Consider the following 16525-nt stretch of genomic DNA (forward strand, 5'->3'; position numbering starts at 1 on the left):
TGACGGGCTTGACCTAATAGAATATACCCGCTTTGCCGGCAATTAAGACTATCTTTAGTAAAAAAATGACTTGCAGGTCATGAAGTTGGCGGATAGCCGTCAAGCAAGTCGGGGTAATATGTATTTAATGCAAGAAAGATGATGGCAGGAGGGGAAAGCGAAGATGGAGAGCAGTGAAGCAATACGCCCTGAAAAGATGGGGCCTCTGGTGATGACGGAGACATGGAATACCCCGGGAAGAATCGTGTCCTGGGAACGTTCAGAGAACATCTACATTGTCCGCGGGGAATGCGGGGGAATGGTGTTTGTATTTTTAAGTGATGATATGTTCCGGATGAAGGTCTTCCGGGGCGAGGTGCCGGATCTGACGACAACTGAGGCGGTGCTGGCCGAACGCTGCATTCCCCATTTATTCCCGGTTGAGGAGACGGAGGAGCAGCTGATTTTTACGACGGGTGTCATTACAGTGGTCATTGAAAAAACGACTTTCCTGCTCCGGGTAGAGAATAGGGACGGCAAAGTTATTATGCAGCAAAATATGACGAGCTGGAATCCGCGCGGCGCCAGCCATGCGGAGTATGACATGCAGCCGGACTCGCATTTTTATGGTCTGGGGGAAAAATCCAGCTTTCTGGATAAGCGCGGGGAGCATTATACCAACTGGAATACGGATGTTTTTGCGCCGCACCTGCCTGAAATTGAAGCACTGTACGAATCCATTCCGCTGATTATTCATATGCACGGCGAGCTTACCTACGGATTGTTTCTGGACAATACCGGACGGAGTGATTTTGATATGCGCTCACACGGGGTTGCCTTCACGATTGGCTGCTCCACGGGGGCTTATGATATTTATTTTATTAACGGGCCAGAGATGAAGGATGTGGTCAAAAGATACACCACACTGACCGGACGGATTGCGCTTCCGCCCAAATGGGCGATCGGTTATCATCAGTCGCGTTACAGCTATATGAATCAGCAGGAGGTGCTGCAGCTGGCCCGGACCTTCCGCGACAAGAATATTCCCTGCGATGTGATTTATCTGGATATTCATTATATGGACGAGTACCGGGTATTCACCTTCGATCCTGTAAACTTCCCGGAGCCGGAGAAGATGATTGCCGAGCTTGGCGAGATTGGGGTGCGCATCGTGCCGATTGTAGATCCCGGTGTCAAAAAAGACCCCAAATACGAGGTATATAAGGAAGGGGTGCTGAATAAGCATTTCTGCCGCAGGCTGGAAGGTGACATCTTCTTCGGTGAGGTCTGGCCGGGCATCAGCGCATTCCCGGATTTCAGCGACAGCCGGACGGCCGAATGGTGGGGGGATCTGCATAAATATTACACTGACCTTGGTATTCAGGGGATCTGGAATGATATGAATGAACCGGCGGTATTCAATGAATCCAAAACGATGGATCTTGATGTCATGCATTTTAACAACGGGCGTCCGGTGACTCATGAGGAATACCATAATTTGTACGGGATGATGATGTCCAAGGCGACCTATGAGGGGCTGGTAGAGCATATGGCGGGTGAACGTCCTTTTGTGCTGACCAGAGCGGGTTATGCAGGCATCCAGCGGTATGCGGCTGTGTGGACCGGGGACAACCGCAGCTTCTGGGAGCATATGGCGATGGCCATTCCGATGGTGCTTAATATGGGTCTGTCCGGGCTGGCTTTTGCCGGTCCGGATATCGGCGGCTTCGCCCATCATACCTCAGCACAGCTGCTGGTGCGCTGGACACAGATGGGAGTCTTTTTCCCGTACTGCCGCAACCATTCCTCTATAGGTACGCTGCGCCAGGAGCCGTGGTCCTTCGGCGAGGAAGTGGAGGGCATTCTCCGCGAGTTCATCGGCCTGCGGTACCGCTGGATGCCGCATATCTATAATTTGTTTCGTGAAGCGGAAATCAGCGGCCTGCCGGTAATCCGCCCGCTAATTCTGGAGTACCCGCGTGATCCGCGTGTAACCAATCTGTGTGACCAGTTCCTGCTCGGTGAGAACGTGCTGATTGCCCCCGTCTACCGTCCGGATACGGATCACCGCTCGGTATATTTGCCGGAAGGCTGCTGGCTGGATTACTGGGATGGAGAGATTCATGAGGGCGGGCGTCATATCCTTGCGGCAGCACCGCTGCACATCATGCCGATGTATGTGAAGGCGGGCACCTTTGTGGCTGAAGGTCCGCTGAAGCAGTATGCGCTGGAGGAAGTGCAGGAGACGGTTACCTTCCACTTGTATGGTGCGGAGCAAGGGGAAGAGTTCTCTGCCTTGTTCAACTTGTATGAGGATGACGGACACAGCTTTGGCTACCGCAGGGGTGAGTATTCGCAGCTTATCGTCCAGGCTGAAGGGACAGGAGACGGGCTGCTGCTCAACTGGTCCTATACAGCCGATGCCTATAAGCCGGTGCGGGAAATGCTGCGGTTTGCCCTGTGCTATCCTTTTTTCAAGGCTGATGCTGTAGACGGTCTGCCCGAGATCAGTCTCGAAGAGCTGGAGCAAGGCCGGAAGGGCTGGACACGCAACGGTAAGAACGGAGCGATTATTATTCAGACCCCGGATGAACGGAGCGGCGGGGGACTGCGGATCAGAGCGGCAGAATAACCTGTGAGCAAGGAGGAATGGGCTGCCCTTAGCGGGCGGCTTTTTTCTTGAAAAGTAATTACTGATTTTACCAAATTATCAAATCATCCCTATACAGCGCCGCTAGAAGGCAGGATTAACTGCTACTTCTACATAAAATTACAGAAAAAATGCAGAAACGTTTTTAAATCGCGGCTTTTTCGTATAAGATGAAGGGATGAAGAATTTGTTCCGGTTCAAAATATATTTCTCGCGGAGAAGGATACGGTCCCCCAAATGGAACGGGCTGGCTCTTTCTGTTTGCTTAAAGACAGGAGATCACCAATGATTAAGCATCTGTATGCAATATGGTTAGGGGATGTTTTATTTTGCTTCTCCGGTGAAACCTCAGAACCTAAGGTCGACGCATGGACACGCGTGATCAAGAAGCTGGAGTTCCGGGGAGGAGGGCGTCCTTTTGCGGGTGCTGCGCTGCGGCTGGCAGAAGTGAAATATCCGGTTGCCGCTCCGACGGAAGGGAGGACGGCGCGGCGCGGATTGCCTGGGCGTACGCTTGAAGGGCTTGCCCTCACGCCGAAGGATGCGTTTGAGCTGCTGCTGGCCTGGGATGAAGAGGTATGCCGTGCCCAGGGAGTGGAAGCAGGCGGTGAACTGCGCTACTGGGCGGCTGCGGCCAGGTTTGCGCTGGAGCTGATGGGCACAGGCGGGATTGTGCCTGGTGCAATGCCGCCACGCCCTATGGGTTCCCGCCGCCGCGGCGGAGAGCAGGCAGCTTCCGCCTGCTGGTCCCCTGCTTTCCGGAATGAGGCGGACAAGGAGTATTTTCTGCAGATGGCAGCCTCCATGCCAGTGCTGGCGCTCGGGACTCATGTTGCCGAGGAGGGTGATATGTCTTCGCGTGAAGATGCCGGCGGCTATGTGCTGTATTCCTTTTTGCAGGCAGTAATGACTGCGGAAATCAAAAAAATTGTTGCGGGGATAGAAAGTGAGCTCGGCCCCTATAAGGCGAATTACCGCCGCGGATACTCGCCCCTGACAGAGCTGTGGTGGAACAGTCTGCTTACAGGCAGCAGGGATATTCCGGTTCAGGGGACGCCCGCTGAGGTGACTGAACTGCTCTCAGCGGTAAACGGGACCGCAGGGAGCGAAGTGCCGCATGCCGAGGCAGAGGAGGAGCATACCGGGCAGCTTAGTCTGGGACTGCGTTTGGAGCCGCCTGCAGAGGAGAGCGAGCTGTGGCACTTGAGCTTCTGGGCAGAAAGCCGGGAGGAAGGGGAAGTCTGGCTCCCGGCTGCGGCAATCTGGAGCAGTCCCGAGCGCGAGTTCACCTTGTGGGGCAAGCGGTACCGCAATATCCAGCAGCAGCTGCTGGCTGCGCTGGGGCGGGCGGCAAGAATATCGCCGGACATTCAGCGTGCGCTGACTGTTCCGGCCCCGACGGGCGCCACACTTGAGCCGGAGCGCCTCTACTTCTTCCTGAAGGAGAGCGTGCAGCAGCTGCGTGAGTGGGGCATCACCATACAGATGCCCTCACGCTGGAGCCGTGAAGGGCGGCGGCGGATCGGGATGAGAATGAAGATGCAGCCCCCTCAAGGCACAATGGACGGCCCTGCACAACCGTCGCTGGGTATGGAGGAGCTGATCTCCTTCCGTATCGAAGCCTCGCTTGGCGACAATCCAATCACTGAAGAAGAGTTGAATGCCCTGGTGGAGGCGGGAGTGCCGTTCGTGCGCTTCCGTGGAGAGTGGATCGAAGTGGATCCCAAGGAGATCCGCCAGGTGCTTAGATATATGAAACGCCATGAAAGCGGAGAAATGTCGGCAGCGGACTGGATGCGTCTGGAGGCCGAGGATGGGGAAGAACGGCTCTGGAAAGGCATGTCCGTTACAGGCATGGAAACGTACGGGCTGCTGTCCTCACTTATGCACGGTGATATTCTGCGCAGTCTTCCGGTACGCACAGTGCCGCCTAGCCTGCATGGGACATTGCGGCCTTATCAGGAGCGGGGGTTTCAATGGCTGGCTGCACTCAGCGGACTGGGCTTTGGTGTATGCCTGGCTGACGATATGGGGCTTGGGAAGACTATTCAGGTCATTACCTGCCTGCTGGACCGGGCTTTAACAGCCCCGCCTGAAGGGAAGCGGGAGCCGGTGCTGATTCTGTGTCCGACCTCACTGCTCGGGAACTGGCAGCGTGAGCTGCAGCGCTTTGCGCCGTCGCTGAGTGTGCATATTCATCACGGGGGAAGACGGGTACGGGGTGAAGGATTCATAGAGCTTGCCGCCAGTCATGAGATCGTGCTGACTACCTATCACTTAGCCGGCCGGGATAGTGAAGATCTGGCGGGGGTGCGCTGGTCTACGGTCGTTCTGGATGAAGCCCAGTATATTAAGAATCACCGCACGAAGCAGGCGCAGAGCGTGATGAAGCTGTCGGCTCCGCACCGGATTGCCATGACGGGCACCCCGGTGGAGAACCGGCTCGGTGAGCTGTGGTCCATTTTTCACTTTCTCAATCCGGGCTATCTGGGATCGTATCACTCTTTCCGCCAGCGGTATGTTTCCGGTGAAGGCGGGGAGCGGCTGCAGGAGCTGCACCGCCTGGTTTCGCCATTCCTGCTCCGGCGGCTCAAGAGTGATCCGGATATTTCTAAGGATCTGCCGGAGAAGCTGGAGCTGAAATCCTATTGTCCGCTGACGGAGACACAGGCGGCACTGTACCAGGGCGTAGTCGACGAAATGCTTGGGGTGATCGGCGAACGTTCCGGCATGGCCCGCCGCGGGCTGGTCCTGTCATCTCTGACCAAGCTGAAGCAAATCTGTGACCACCCGCAGCTGTTCCGTAAGGAAGAAGGGCGGGGCCTGCGCAGCGAACAATCCGGCAAAATGGAAGTGATGTTCGAGGTGCTGGACAGCATCGCCGAACTTGGGGAGTCTGCGCTCATCTTCACCCAGTATGTGGCGATGGGTGAGCTGCTCGTCAGCAGATTGGCCAAAAGATACGGCAAAGCGCCGCTGTTCCTTCATGGCGGCATTCCCAAACGGGAGCGCGATGAGATGGTTCATGAGTTCCAGGAAGGCGAGGGTCCGGCATTCTTCGTGCTCTCGCTTAAAGCGGGTGGTGTCGGGCTGAACCTGACACGGGCCAATCATGTGGTGCATTATGACCGCTGGTGGAATCCGGCCGTAGAGAATCAGGCGACCGACAGGGCTTTCCGTATCGGGCAGCACAAGAATGTTCAGGTGCATAAGCTGATTTGCCAAGGCACGCTGGAGGAACGGATTGATGAACTGATCGAACGCAAGAAAAACCTCTCCGAGCAGGTTGTCGGTTCCGGGGAGAATTGGCTGACAGAAATGTCCAACCATGAGCTGCAGGAGCTTATTGAGCTTCAAGGCCAGGACTGGATGTAAATAAAGGTGATACAGAGGGTTCAGTAAAAGGAGGATTATCCATGAGTGAACAGCCGGAACTGCGGCTAGTCATCGAGCCGGGCGTTATAAAAGTGCTGGAGATGCAGGGGCTGCTCCAAGCAGCGGAAGCACCGGGGACAAGATCCGGCGGCGCAGCGGCCGCCATTCAGGAGCAAGCGGTAAAGCCGGTTCTCTCTTTGGAAGTTCCGCAGTGGTCTGCTGAACGGAAAGAGGAAGTGCTGCAGCAGCTTGCCGGACATCCGGGTGAACTCTATGAACTCCTGCAAGGCAAAGTGACTGGCGGCGTGGCCGGGCTTCAGCTGTTGCCGGCTGAACTGGATCCGGCGGGTGACGGCAGGAACCCCGAAGCACAGCAGCCGGGGGGGCTCCTGGGCTGGGTTAAGAAGCGGCTTGCTGAGGAGCCGCTGCTGATGTTTCTGCTGCGCGGAATGAGCAAGGAGGAGCTGTTGGGCGCTGTATTTGCTCTCTGGACTGAGGAGGAAACAGCCCCTCAGGATGAGGGCCGCACGGCACCGGGTGGTGTACTTGCGGCAGAGCTTGCCCGGCTGGAGCGGAAAGGCCCTGCTGTACCCACCGGGGAATGGCTGGCAGAGGCGGCAGCCGAAGGCTCGCTACACCAGCCGGGGCCTTTGTTTCATGAGATTGCCTCCCGTCCTTTTCCTGCCTCGCCGGTCGTGGCAAAAGTGACTGAGAACTGGGAGTCATTATTGCCGAATACGCCCAGGGCAAGCGAAGGGCTTACTCTGATCATGCGGCATGTGGCAGAATCCGCCGCCCGCCGGGCGGCGGGGCTGGGTAAGCTGTAACGTTAATTGTACACAGGTCCGTATCTCTAAAGGGATACGGATCTTTTTTATAAGAATACCTATGGACCACGGCAGAAGAACCAGCGGTGAAGCAGCAATAATGGAATAAATGCAGCAAGGCAGTGCCTTAAGCAGCATAGCTGCTCCGGCACTGCCTTGTTTGACTTCCGTTCTGCTATCCCCGCAGGGACGGGACTATTCTCCGGCGGGACTGTCTGCGGGGCGGCTTCCTCCGGATAGCTCAAGAATTTCGCTGCGCAGGCGGAGCATCTTCTGATCCAGCTCGTCTGCGGCACGCGCCGCTTCTTTCAGCTCCTCGGCCACATGCGGAGGCAGCTGCTTGTCGAATTTATAGTAGAGGATATGCTCCATACTGGCCCAGAAATCCATGGCGAGTGTGCGCAGCTGAATCTCTGCCTTCACCCACCGGGTTCCATCAAGCAGTACGAGCGGGATGGCTATAATGACATGAAGACTCTGATAACCGTTCGGTTTAGGCTGGGCGATGTAATCTTTGATCTCCAGTACCCTGATATCCTCGCGGACACACAAATGATCTACCAGCCGGTAGATGTCCTTTACAAAGGCGCAGACAATCCGCATGCCGGCGATATCATGAATGTGCAGCTCCATATTCTCCAGGGTGAACTCATGCCCTTTGCGTTGCATCTTTTTCAGGATGCTCTTGGGTTCCTTAATCCGTGACTTGATATGCTCGATCGGACAGTAGCCGTCGCGCACCTGCCATTCCGTTTTGATCACATCAATTTTGTTCTCAAGCTCATTCAAAGCATGGCGGTAAAGTGCCGGCAGGGTCTTGAAATCCTCAACCTGTCTGGCGAAATCCTCACTGTTCTGCCACGTCTGCAGATCCTTGACATGCACCTGCAGCTGATTCAGTGTAACTTGTGTACTATCGTCTTCTTTCACTGAGACTCTCCCGGGTTTCATTATTTGTGACTATTCCAGTTTAACCGATTTTAGGCCCTGGAAGCAAAATAACATACGGCATCCCAAGCGGGTTGCCGAAAGAACCGGACGAATTAGCACTTGAAACAGCCCGCACCAAAAAAGCGGAAACATTCTTTCCACAACGGCGTATTAGCACACATAAAGAATGATTATCCGGCGTAATTATTTGTTCGTAGGTGATCCATCACCATATCCTTTGTCCTCATACCCTGTATTTTCCAGTTTAGACAGCACACCCAGCTGCTCAATGGTTTGCTGTGTCTTAGCACTTCCAACGCGGTGCAGATACCTGTATAGCCGGATGGTTCCATCATCAAACTGTTCGGCAGCATCATCATGATCGGCGGATTTATAGGGCACGGCAGCGCGGCGGAAGGCATAATTATCTTCTTGTCCCAGATTCTGAAGCAGATCTTGAAGCACTGTCAGCTCATCCTTGGACAACAGCACCTCAAATTCGTTGGAGTCACCGGGTACATCCCGGATAATTCCGTGATTCACAGAAACGAAATAACTTGTTTTGGGTCCGTCCGGCAAAGTGAATCCCTCCCTCTTTGTTTCGGTAAGGTTCGCGTGCGGGTTATGTTTACTAATTTACACAGAACGACAAATAATGAATCTATTCGAGACTTTTGGTATGATAGAAGCACGTTTCCGGTAATGCGCGAAGCGGTAAGGGTTCATCTGATCTTTTTTGGCTAATTATCAGCCCTATTCTCACTCTGGAGAAGGAGGAAATACAATGAATATTCTGCAACGCATTAAAGACGGTGCCAGCCGGGTGAGTGAAAAAGCGCAAAGCTCGGTGGAAATAGGTAAGCTGAACGGGCATATTTCCGATATTGAACGCGAGATGGAACTTGAATTTATGAAAATGGGGAAGCTTTTCTATGACGGGTACCGTGCGAGGGATCTCTCGGTGGCTGAAGGGAAAATGGTGGAGCTGTCTAAGCTCTGTCTAAAACACCAGGAGCAGATTGATGAACTTCGCTTCAAGATCGCTGAGCTCAAAAATGAGCGGCTGTGCGTATGCGGCAATGTGGTCGCGCTGGATGCGAACTTCTGTCCGAAATGCGGACATAGGCTCGAGGCCCCGGCTCCCAAAAAAGAAGCGCCGGCCGTAACGATCCGTACGATTCATGAAGATGAGGAAGATCAATACTATGGTGAAGATGAACTGACTGAGGAAGAAAAAGAATTAGCACTGAGAACAGAACAGCGGCCAGAGCACCGGACCGTGTACACCGAAGTGCTGCATGACGACGAGGAGCTTGAGGCGGGGTATGCCGGCCAGATCCATGACAGTGAGCGGGGGCGCCGGGAAGCTGACGAGCTGGAGCGGGAGCGGGAAAGACAGCTTGAGCTGGACCGCCGCATCCGGGATTGGAAGGCCGGTGAGCACTCGGAGGAAGCGGCTGCAGTCAGCGAAGGAACCGTCCGGGACATCGTCAAATGCCAAATTTGCCGGGCGGACCTGCCTAAAGGCTCGATGTGGTGCCCGCGCTGCGGTTCAGAACAAATTTAGCAACAGAATACTTAGATTTACCGATTAAAGCTTGTAGCGTATTAGGAGGACAACATAGATGGAACAGTTGCTGCTGCATCTGCGCAATTTGGGATTCACGGAAATGGAATCCAAAATTATGGTCGAGCTGGCTACCAAAGGCGAGGCTTCGGGCTACGAAGTGGCAAAGCAGCTAGGAGTATCAAGATCAAATGTATACGCGGCGCTTCAGCGTCTGACGCAGCAAGGATATGTAAGATGCGGAGAAGGAGAGCCTGCACGTTACAGCGTGCTGGATCCGGAAGAGCTGGCGACCATGATCTCCGGCCGGGTACAGGCTTCACTGGCCTATATGGAGAGCGAAATGCCGCGCGGTGGTCCGGTCAGCCCTTCGTTCTATAATATCGAGGGTGACCGTAACATGCTGGGGGCGCTGATCCGCCAGCTGAATTTGGCCGAGAAGGAAATTGTGGTGGATGTGTGGCGGGAGGAAGCCTCCCTGCTGCGCAATGAGCTGGAACAGGCGGAGCTGCGCGGAGTGAAGCTGCTGTGGGCCTTTGACGGTGGCAATGCGGCTCCGGCTCCGTATCCGGTCTGGCCGCCGCTCGGCGGGAAGCCGCGCAGGGGCGGAGGGCGGAAATTCTCGTTCGTCATTGACCGGAGCTGGTGCATGCTGGGCATGCGTTATGAGGACGGTACGGCTCAGGCGGTAGTGACCGAGCATGAGGTGCTGATTGAGCTGCTCCTGAACCACTTCTCACAGGAAATGGTGCTGTTCGAGCTGGAAGAAGATATGGGACCTGAGCTGACCAAACGCTATGGTGAGCGTTACAGCCGCATTTACAGCAAATATGTGATGCATGATAAGGATACGGATGAGCCCGGGAAGGATCAGGCAGAATAGCTCCGGGCGGGCGCAGACGACACTAAGCTGGGAGGTGAAAAGCGTGGAATGTATTGTTCATTTTGATGTGCAGCATCCCGAAGGCTCCAAGTCACTGCGGGGTCTGCTGTTTCTGGAGGAAGGTCAAACCCCGGGGGAAAAAGAGCTGATCGACATGTTCAAGGATATGAAATTCGATGTGCGGCTGGAAGACCGTGAGAAGCTGATCTTCAAGCCGGTGAATCCGGGCGAGAAGTATTCGGAAATCCGGATTACAGGCTATGACGGGGGCAAGGCAGGCAGCAAAGAGGATCATGATCTGAAGTCTATTGTTGGTAATCTGCTTCCGCAGAAGCCAACCGGACTGTAAAAGAAGGGACGCCAGGGTCCATTTGAATCTGAGGAGAAAAGAGGGAGCACGAATGGAATTATTGAGACAGAAGGTCATTAATGAAGGTATTGTTCTCGGTCAAGGTGTGCTCAAGGTGGATTCTTTTCTGAATCACCAGATGGACCCTTTTCTGATGCGTGAGGTCGGCCGCGAATTTACCCGCCGCTTTGCCGGAGAAGAAGTGACCAAGGTGCTGACCATTGAATCCTCCGGGATCGCTCCCGGGATTATGACGGCGCTGGAGCTTGAGGTTCCGCTGATTTTTGCCCGCAAGCAGAAGTCCCTGACGCTGACGGAGGATATTTACGTGGAGACCGTCTATTCTTTTACGAAAAAAGAAAGCAATGATATTACTGTTTCCAAAAAGTTTATCGCCCCCGGCGAACGTGTGCTGATTGTGGATGATTTTCTCGCAAACGGGGAAGCGGCGTTCGGATTGGCCCGGATTGTCGAGCAGGCAGGCGGCACAGTCATCGGCATCGGCATCGTGATCGAAAAAGCCTTCCAGCCGGGCAACCGGCTGCTGAAGGAAGCGGGCTACCGTGTAGAATCGCTGGTGCGCATCGCTTCGCTGGAGGATGGGCGTATTTCGTTTGTGGAGGAAGAGGGAGAGCAGGCGGGCTGAGTTTTATACAGCTCGGGAAGCCCTCTAATCTAAAAAGTGTACACATAGTTAGTTAAAAGCCCAAGGAGGGAACATCAGCCGTTGCTGGAGTTCCTCCTTGGGCTTATTTATTTATCTGGTGCGGCTGCCATGGAGCGGCATGAATGTCTATTGCACTTTATGCAGCAGAATACGCATGTCCGGGCTGAAAATTGAATTCTATTGCATTTCATGCATTAGAATCAGGAAAATAGCAGTCAAAAGTAGATGTTATGGCAAATCTACTGTACAACCTGCAATAGAATGACCTTTGAGCTGCTGGATTGCTGCTTGTGATTGTACTAAGTGCAGCAGATTTCCATGGAGAATATCTTGCCGCCATGAGGAGGCCGGATCAGCCGCTCGCCTGGCAGGAGCCGGCTTCAGCGGCTCCGACCTGCGCCGCGGCGGCCAGCGGTGTCAGCACGCGCAGCGCGCCCGGCTCGCAGCGCACCGCCAGCGGCGCCGTGCCCAGCGGCTCGCCGTCGCCGATGGCGTGGCGGGGCTGCGCGAAGTGGACGGCTACGCTGCGTCCGCGCAGCATGGACACGAAGGGCAGCGCCACATGCGTGCCCTTCAGCAGCGTCGGGAACAGCCGCAGCACCTGCCCGCGGCTGCACCCGTGGACGACGCAGACGTCGAGCAGGCCGTCACCGGCCTCCGCCTGCGGGCAGATCAGCAGCCCGCCGCCATAGCTTGGCAGGTTGCACACCGAGACGAGCCAGGCTTGCTCGAAGGCCTGCTCTTTGCCGTCCAGGGTGACGCTGACGCGGCAGGGCTTGAAGGTCAGCAGCGTATGCAGGATGCCGATGATATAGGCCAGCTGCCCTGCACCGATGGCGTTGCACAGCCGCTTGTAGCGGCTGTTGTTCACGTTCACGGCCACCTGGGCATCGAAGCCGCTGGCGACAGCGGTCAGGGTTAGCCCGCCGCTGCCGCTGAGCAGATCCGCTTCCAGGCAGCGGTCCTGCAGCGCGGCGTCTAGCGCGGCCTCGATCGTCAGCGGGATGCCGAAGCCGCGGGCCGTGTCATTGCCCGAGCCGGCGGGGATGACCGCCAGCGGGACGCCTCTGCGCCGCAGCGCACCGAGGACGCTGTGGATCGTACCGTCGCCGCCGATAACGATCGCGGCGCGCCAGTCCTCACGGCGGGCCAGGGCATGAAGCACCTGCGCCTCCGCCTGCTCCAGGCTCCGGGTGAACAGAGCCTCATGAGCGATGCCGCGCGACTTCAGCAGGCCCTCCACCGTCTGCCAGGTCCGCTGTCCCGCACCGCCGCCGGAAGCGGGATTTATGATCAATAAATACATGGATGTTCCTCCAGCCTGTAGATTCCTGTATGTCCTGATTCCATTGTACGGAGTAGACAGGCAAAAGGGAATCTCAAAAACATGGATCTCCGCAGGTGTGCGCAATCACAGATGGCGGAGCTGGCTTTCTGCCAGATCTCCCGCCCAGGGAAGCTTATACCATCTTCCGCCCAAGGTGTGATAAATCATGAGCAGCCAGATGGCGAAGCTGCATAACGAGAGAATAGCACCGATCAGCGCACCGAGCAGGGGAATGAATCCGCTCATCACATGAATGATCATCAGCAGGCCGAACGTTATCAGCGACTGCAGTGCATGAAAGAGCACGAAGCGGCTGCGTTTCTCCAGAGCAAGAAACACGATCCCGCCGATAAAAGGGAAGAAGTAGCATACGCAAGCGGCAATATTTTCGGGTAGTCCTGTAGAAGATTTGAAAGGGGACATAGCGCTCACTCTCCTTGTACTTGGAGAAGAAGGGGGGAGCCTGGCTATAACATCGTTAGCCAGATAAGTTGCCCTGCTCCTTCTTCACTATATAGATTAAACCTGGGAAATAGGGATTAAGGGGGGAGTGGCGAAAGAGAAGTTTGGAACTGTAGGAGCGATAGCGACCGCCTTTGTCTACAGATTTTTACTACGAGCAGTGGGGATAATCAAGAAATCTGTAGACAACAGCGGCCGAAAGTCCAAACATTCTCTGTAGTCACGACCTAACCCGAAATAGAAAATCACAAGTTGAATCTATATAGGAGCCTATGATTTGCCCGTACAAAGTATGTAACCGGTTTTAGGGTTTCATTGCCGGAATGACATACTGCTCAATCAGTCTGCGCGGATTCTTCCACCGGTTTACTGCACTTTCTGCGGTGAAAATGACAGCGGCATCAAGGTCCGGCAGCAGCCAGATCTGCTGGCCCCCGTGGCCGTGGGCGAGCCGGTAGGGTTCACCGCTCATGCGTCCGTTCCAGAACTGATAGCCGTAATCCCCGTAAGCTGGATAGCCGGCAGCCTGTGCCGTGAAGGCCGCTTCCAGCCAATTCTGCGGGATGAGCTGCCGTCCTCCGTGCTTGCCGCCGTCCAGGAGGCAGATGGCGATTTTGGCGAGATCACGTGATGTGAGATATAGTCCGATGTGTCCCATGCTGTGGCCCTCCGGGCTGGGCAGCCATGCAGTATGGCTAATGTCCAGCGGCTCAAACAGATGCTGCCTGGCATAGGTGAACGCATCCTGTCCGGTGAATTCGCTGAGCATGACGGAGAGGAGATGCGAATCGCTGCTGCGGTATTGGAAACAGCCGATATTTTCGGCATCTATGGGTAAACTTAGAATATAGGACACCCAGCGGCGGCTGCGCTGCAGATTCCGGACAAGCGGCTCACCAAGCTTATTGCCAGTAATCCAGCGGAAGCCCGAGGTCATGGTCAGCAGATGATGAAGTGTAAGCTGTTCCAGCTGTGGTGCAGGGGGAGCCGCAAGATATTTACGCAGCGTATCCAGGACTTGGACATCGGTTCCCGGGATTTCTCCTCTGCCGATGGCAATGCCAGTGAGCATGGAGACGAAGCTTTTGGTGGCAGAGCGCAGATCATTCAGCATTCCCGCATGATGATTTCCGTAATACCGTTCAAATATCAGTTTCCCGTGGCGTACGACAAGCATACTATGCATCTTAGGAAATGCTTTGGTGATTTCCTTGTCAGCCTGCTCCAGCTGCCTGCTGCCGGTTCCGGTATCCTCCGGGTCAGTCTGCGGTACTGGGGGGGCCGCGCTATAAGGCGTGCTTAGCAGGGATAGCCGGTTATCCATAACGTTCTCCTTCCTGCGTTAGTGTCTATTTAAAGGATTTTGGATGTGCTGATAGTGTATTTTAACCATAAGTTTGCCCTCTCCCCTGCTGTGGAAGACATAAATTTTTTAAAAAATCCATACGCATATTTTACAAGGAAAGGTGGAACTTGGCCTTGAATATGATACAATATAACGATAAGGCCCGAAAGGAGTGATTCAGCTAGTGGCTCTTCGGGTAAGTAAAGTGTCAAGATGTCCTGCCTCAAGGCGTCTTACTCTCAGCCCAAATCACGACGAACCTGCTTCACCGGCAAGGCGGACCTCCAGAACTCTGGAATGATAGTCTAGGCGGATAATGCAAGCCACGTATGTGTTACGGTTTCTGAACTTGCATTTCGAAGGTACGGCGGACTTTTCATCATGCATTCTCTACAACGGAGCATTCATTTTCAATGTTTTGGGAGGGAACTGATCATGGCAAGCAAAGGTCATAACGAAGTCAAGGAAAGTCTACGGGAAATGACACGCATTTTCCGGCCCAAAGATCCCAAGAAATTTGTAAAGGAGTACGTCCGGAAGTATCGGATCACGGGAGGCTATGAAGAAGAGCTGACCATGGTCGTGGAGCATGAGCTGGGAAGAATCAACTCATCCGTCTCCTGATACACACAGGATAGTGTTCTGATTTTGACGGCAGTAAAGTTGTAATTACATCCATGAGGATTCTCATAAACCGTACCCGGGTGAAACGCTGCCTCTGGATGCGGTTTTTTTTGCTTACTTTTTTTTGAAAAATGGTTCAAAGGCTTTCTAATTAGTCAAATGAATTAATAGACATAATTACATATGTATGCGTTTTACTATGGAAAGGGACTGTTTGCAAAATTTTTGTAAGCGCTATTAAATACTGTAATGACAAGCCTTCTGATCAACAAAAAAGACTTTGTGAACTTGTTGTGAACGATTGACAAAACACCCCCTTAAACTTATATTAATAGTGATTGTTATAATTGACAGGAAAATACTCTACTCTACGAAATCGGGAAAAGCGGGGTTGATCTATGATGAAAACGTGGCAGGCTGGAAAGCGGCTTCTTCCCTTGACCGCAACACTTGGACTCATTCTTGCCGGATGCGGACGGGAGGACCTGTCGGTACTCAGACCGCAGGGACCTGCAGCCGAAAGCTCGTTCGATTTGATGAAGCTGGCGATCACCATCATGATTGTCGTACTGCTGATCGTCTTTTCCATTGCGGCTTATGTGCTTATCCGTTTCCGCAGAAAACCGGGGCAGCGCGAGATTCCCGAGCAGGTAGAGGGTAATTTCAAGCTGGAAGTGCTCTGGACAGTCATTCCGCTGATCCTGGTGGTTGTACTTGCCGTTCCTACGGTCAAAGCGGTATTTGCTGCCGGGAATGATCACTCGGATGATAAAAATGCGATTAAGGTTAAAGTAACCGGCCACCAGTACTGGTGGGAGTTCGAGTATACCGATTATGGCGTGAAGACGGCGCAGGATCTGGTGATCCCAGCCGGTAAGGATATTGCTTTTGAGCTGAGTACTGCGGATGTACTGCATTCGTTCTGGGTACCCTCCCTCGCGGGAAAAATGGATACCAACCCTGACGGCACGATTAACCGTTTCAGCTTCAGTGCGCCAAATGAAGGCGTTTACCGCGGCAAATGCGCGGAGCTGTGCGGGCCGTCCCACGGATTCATGGAATTCAAGGTGAAATCGGTCAGCGATGCCGAGTTTGAGCAGTGGCTGGCTTCGATGAAGTCCCCGGCTGTCCTGCCGGAAGATCCGGAGCTTGCCAAGAAATTCAGATCTGCCTGCCTGACCTGCCATGCCGTTGGGGACCAGGGTGTTGCGATGGGTCCCAACCTGACCGGGCTCGGCTCACGTGAGTCGGTAGCGGGCATTCTGCTGAATGACGATACGGGTGTAGACGGAGCCCCAATTCTGGATAATCTCAAAACCTGGCTGCATGATCCGCAAAGCGTCAAGCCCGGCAATAGAATGCCGGATCCGAAGAAGGATCTCGGATTGACCGATGAAGAGATTGACGGAATCGCAGAGTATCTGGCCGGTTACACGCTGGACTAAAAGCCTGCAGCGACAAGCGGAAGCAGCATATTTGAAAAGGGGGTAGGAACCTTGGCTCAAACAGCGCAATCTTTGAATCACGCCCGGCCGCCTGA

General features: G+C 54.3%; 14 protein-coding genes. 9 read left to right on the top strand and 5 right to left on the bottom strand.

All coding sequences use genetic code 11. The features are described from left to right. The first annotated feature begins 163 nt into the window (after nt 1-163). The 3 genes from L6H70_RS19705 (at nt 164) to L6H70_RS19715 (ending at nt 6831) form a co-directional block, all read left to right on the top strand. Nucleotides 164-2611 carry a glycoside hydrolase family 31 protein gene (locus tag L6H70_RS19705; protein ID WP_236335766.1) on the top strand — a complete coding sequence of 816 codons (2448 nt, stop codon included), beginning with the start codon at nt 164-166 and terminating at the stop codon, nt 2609-2611. 303 nt (nt 2612-2914) lie between these two features. Beyond that, nucleotides 2915-6004 carry a DEAD/DEAH box helicase gene (locus L6H70_RS19710; protein ID WP_236335768.1) on the top strand — a complete coding sequence of 1030 codons (3090 nt, stop codon included), beginning with the start codon at nt 2915-2917 and terminating at the stop codon, nt 6002-6004. A 41-nt stretch (nt 6005-6045) separates the two neighbouring features. Continuing rightward, the gene (locus tag L6H70_RS19715) at nt 6046-6831 is read left to right on the top strand and encodes a hypothetical protein (protein ID WP_236335770.1); all 786 of its coding nucleotides are present in this window, start codon (nt 6046-6048) and stop codon (nt 6829-6831) included. A gap of 195 nt (nt 6832-7026) precedes the next feature. On the opposite strand, the gene L6H70_RS19720 is transcribed toward L6H70_RS19715, so the two are convergent. After that, nucleotides 7027-7761: a GTP pyrophosphokinase gene (locus L6H70_RS19720; RefSeq protein WP_279306776.1), complete on the bottom strand. Its 735-nt coding sequence runs from the start codon at nt 7759-7761 to the stop codon at nt 7027-7029. A gap of 204 nt (nt 7762-7965) precedes the next feature. Further along, nucleotides 7966-8340, bottom strand: a complete 375-nt coding sequence (locus L6H70_RS19725) for a hypothetical protein (protein WP_236335771.1) — start codon at nt 8338-8340, stop codon at nt 7966-7968. A 205-nt stretch (nt 8341-8545) separates the two neighbouring features. On the opposite strand from L6H70_RS19725, the gene L6H70_RS19730 reads away from it, so the two are divergent. From L6H70_RS19730 to L6H70_RS19745, 4 genes are read left to right on the top strand one after another with little or no spacing between them, the layout of a single operon-like run. Further along, a complete protein-coding gene (locus tag L6H70_RS19730) occupies nt 8546-9328 on the top strand; it encodes a zinc ribbon domain-containing protein (RefSeq protein ID WP_236335772.1) in 783 nt (260 codons plus the stop codon). A gap of 58 nt (nt 9329-9386) precedes the next feature. Further along, nucleotides 9387-10211, top strand: a complete 825-nt coding sequence (locus L6H70_RS19735; RefSeq protein WP_236335773.1) for a TrmB family transcriptional regulator — start codon at nt 9387-9389, stop codon at nt 10209-10211. 43 nt (nt 10212-10254) lie between these two features. Continuing rightward, nucleotides 10255-10560 carry a hypothetical protein gene (locus L6H70_RS19740; protein ID WP_236335774.1) on the top strand — a complete coding sequence of 102 codons (306 nt, stop codon included), beginning with the start codon at nt 10255-10257 and terminating at the stop codon, nt 10558-10560. 52 nt (nt 10561-10612) lie between these two features. Further along, the gene (locus tag L6H70_RS19745) at nt 10613-11206 is read left to right on the top strand and encodes a xanthine phosphoribosyltransferase (RefSeq protein WP_236335775.1); all 594 of its coding nucleotides are present in this window, start codon (nt 10613-10615) and stop codon (nt 11204-11206) included. Nucleotides 11207-11579: 373 nt separating this feature from the next. On the opposite strand, the gene L6H70_RS19750 is transcribed toward L6H70_RS19745, so the two are convergent. The 3 genes from L6H70_RS19750 to L6H70_RS19760 form a co-directional block, all read right to left on the bottom strand. Then, nucleotides 11580-12533, bottom strand: coding sequence for a diacylglycerol/lipid kinase family protein (locus tag L6H70_RS19750; protein WP_236335776.1), 954 nt, complete (start codon nt 12531-12533; stop codon nt 11580-11582). Nucleotides 12534-12638: 105 nt separating this feature from the next. Beyond that, complete coding sequence (locus L6H70_RS19755; protein WP_236335777.1) at nt 12639-12977, bottom strand: DUF4870 domain-containing protein; 339 nt, start codon at nt 12975-12977, stop codon at nt 12639-12641. A 343-nt stretch (nt 12978-13320) separates the two neighbouring features. After that, a complete protein-coding gene (locus tag L6H70_RS19760; RefSeq protein WP_236335779.1) occupies nt 13321-14340 on the bottom strand; it encodes a serine hydrolase domain-containing protein in 1020 nt (339 codons plus the stop codon). Nucleotides 14341-14796: 456 nt separating this feature from the next. On the opposite strand from L6H70_RS19760, the gene L6H70_RS19765 reads away from it, so the two are divergent. Next, nucleotides 14797-14985, top strand: a complete 189-nt coding sequence (locus L6H70_RS19765; protein ID WP_038585388.1) for a hypothetical protein — start codon at nt 14797-14799, stop codon at nt 14983-14985. Nucleotides 14986-15383: 398 nt separating this feature from the next. Then, nucleotides 15384-16430, top strand: coding sequence for a cytochrome c oxidase subunit II (gene coxB, locus L6H70_RS19770; RefSeq protein ID WP_236335780.1), 1047 nt, complete (start codon nt 15384-15386; stop codon nt 16428-16430). Nucleotides 16431-16525: the final 95 nt, after the last annotated feature.

Origin of the sequence: Paenibacillus auburnensis (assembly GCF_927798115.1) — a bacterium.
Taxonomy (GTDB): domain Bacteria; phylum Bacillota; class Bacilli; order Paenibacillales; family Paenibacillaceae; genus Paenibacillus_AQ; species Paenibacillus_AQ auburnensis.

Excerpts from the sequence above, each read along its gene's own strand:
- L6H70_RS19745 (WP_236335775.1), top strand. The coding sequence starts at position 10,613 with ATGGAATTATTGAGACAGAAGGTCATTAATGAAGGTATTGTTCTCGGT.
- L6H70_RS19735 (WP_236335773.1), top strand. The coding sequence starts at position 9,387 with ATGGAACAGTTGCTGCTGCATCTGCGCAATTTGGGATTCACGGAAATG.
- L6H70_RS19765 (WP_038585388.1), top strand. The coding sequence starts at position 14,797 with ATGGCAAGCAAAGGTCATAACGAAGTCAAGGAAAGTCTACGGGAAATG.
- L6H70_RS19710 (WP_236335768.1), top strand. The coding sequence starts at position 2,915 with ATGATTAAGCATCTGTATGCAATATGGTTAGGGGATGTTTTATTTTGC.
- L6H70_RS19715 (WP_236335770.1), top strand. The coding sequence starts at position 6,046 with ATGAGTGAACAGCCGGAACTGCGGCTAGTCATCGAGCCGGGCGTTATA.
- coxB (WP_236335780.1), top strand. The coding sequence starts at position 15,384 with ATGATGAAAACGTGGCAGGCTGGAAAGCGGCTTCTTCCCTTGACCGCA.
- L6H70_RS19755 (WP_236335777.1), bottom strand. The coding sequence starts at position 12,977 with ATGTCCCCTTTCAAATCTTCTACAGGACTACCCGAAAATATTGCCGCT.
- L6H70_RS19750 (WP_236335776.1), bottom strand. The coding sequence starts at position 12,533 with ATGTATTTATTGATCATAAATCCCGCTTCCGGCGGCGGTGCGGGACAG.
- L6H70_RS19705 (WP_236335766.1), top strand. The coding sequence starts at position 164 with ATGGAGAGCAGTGAAGCAATACGCCCTGAAAAGATGGGGCCTCTGGTG.
- L6H70_RS19730 (WP_236335772.1), top strand. The coding sequence starts at position 8,546 with ATGAATATTCTGCAACGCATTAAAGACGGTGCCAGCCGGGTGAGTGAA.
- L6H70_RS19760 (WP_236335779.1), bottom strand. The coding sequence starts at position 14,340 with ATGGATAACCGGCTATCCCTGCTAAGCACGCCTTATAGCGCGGCCCCC.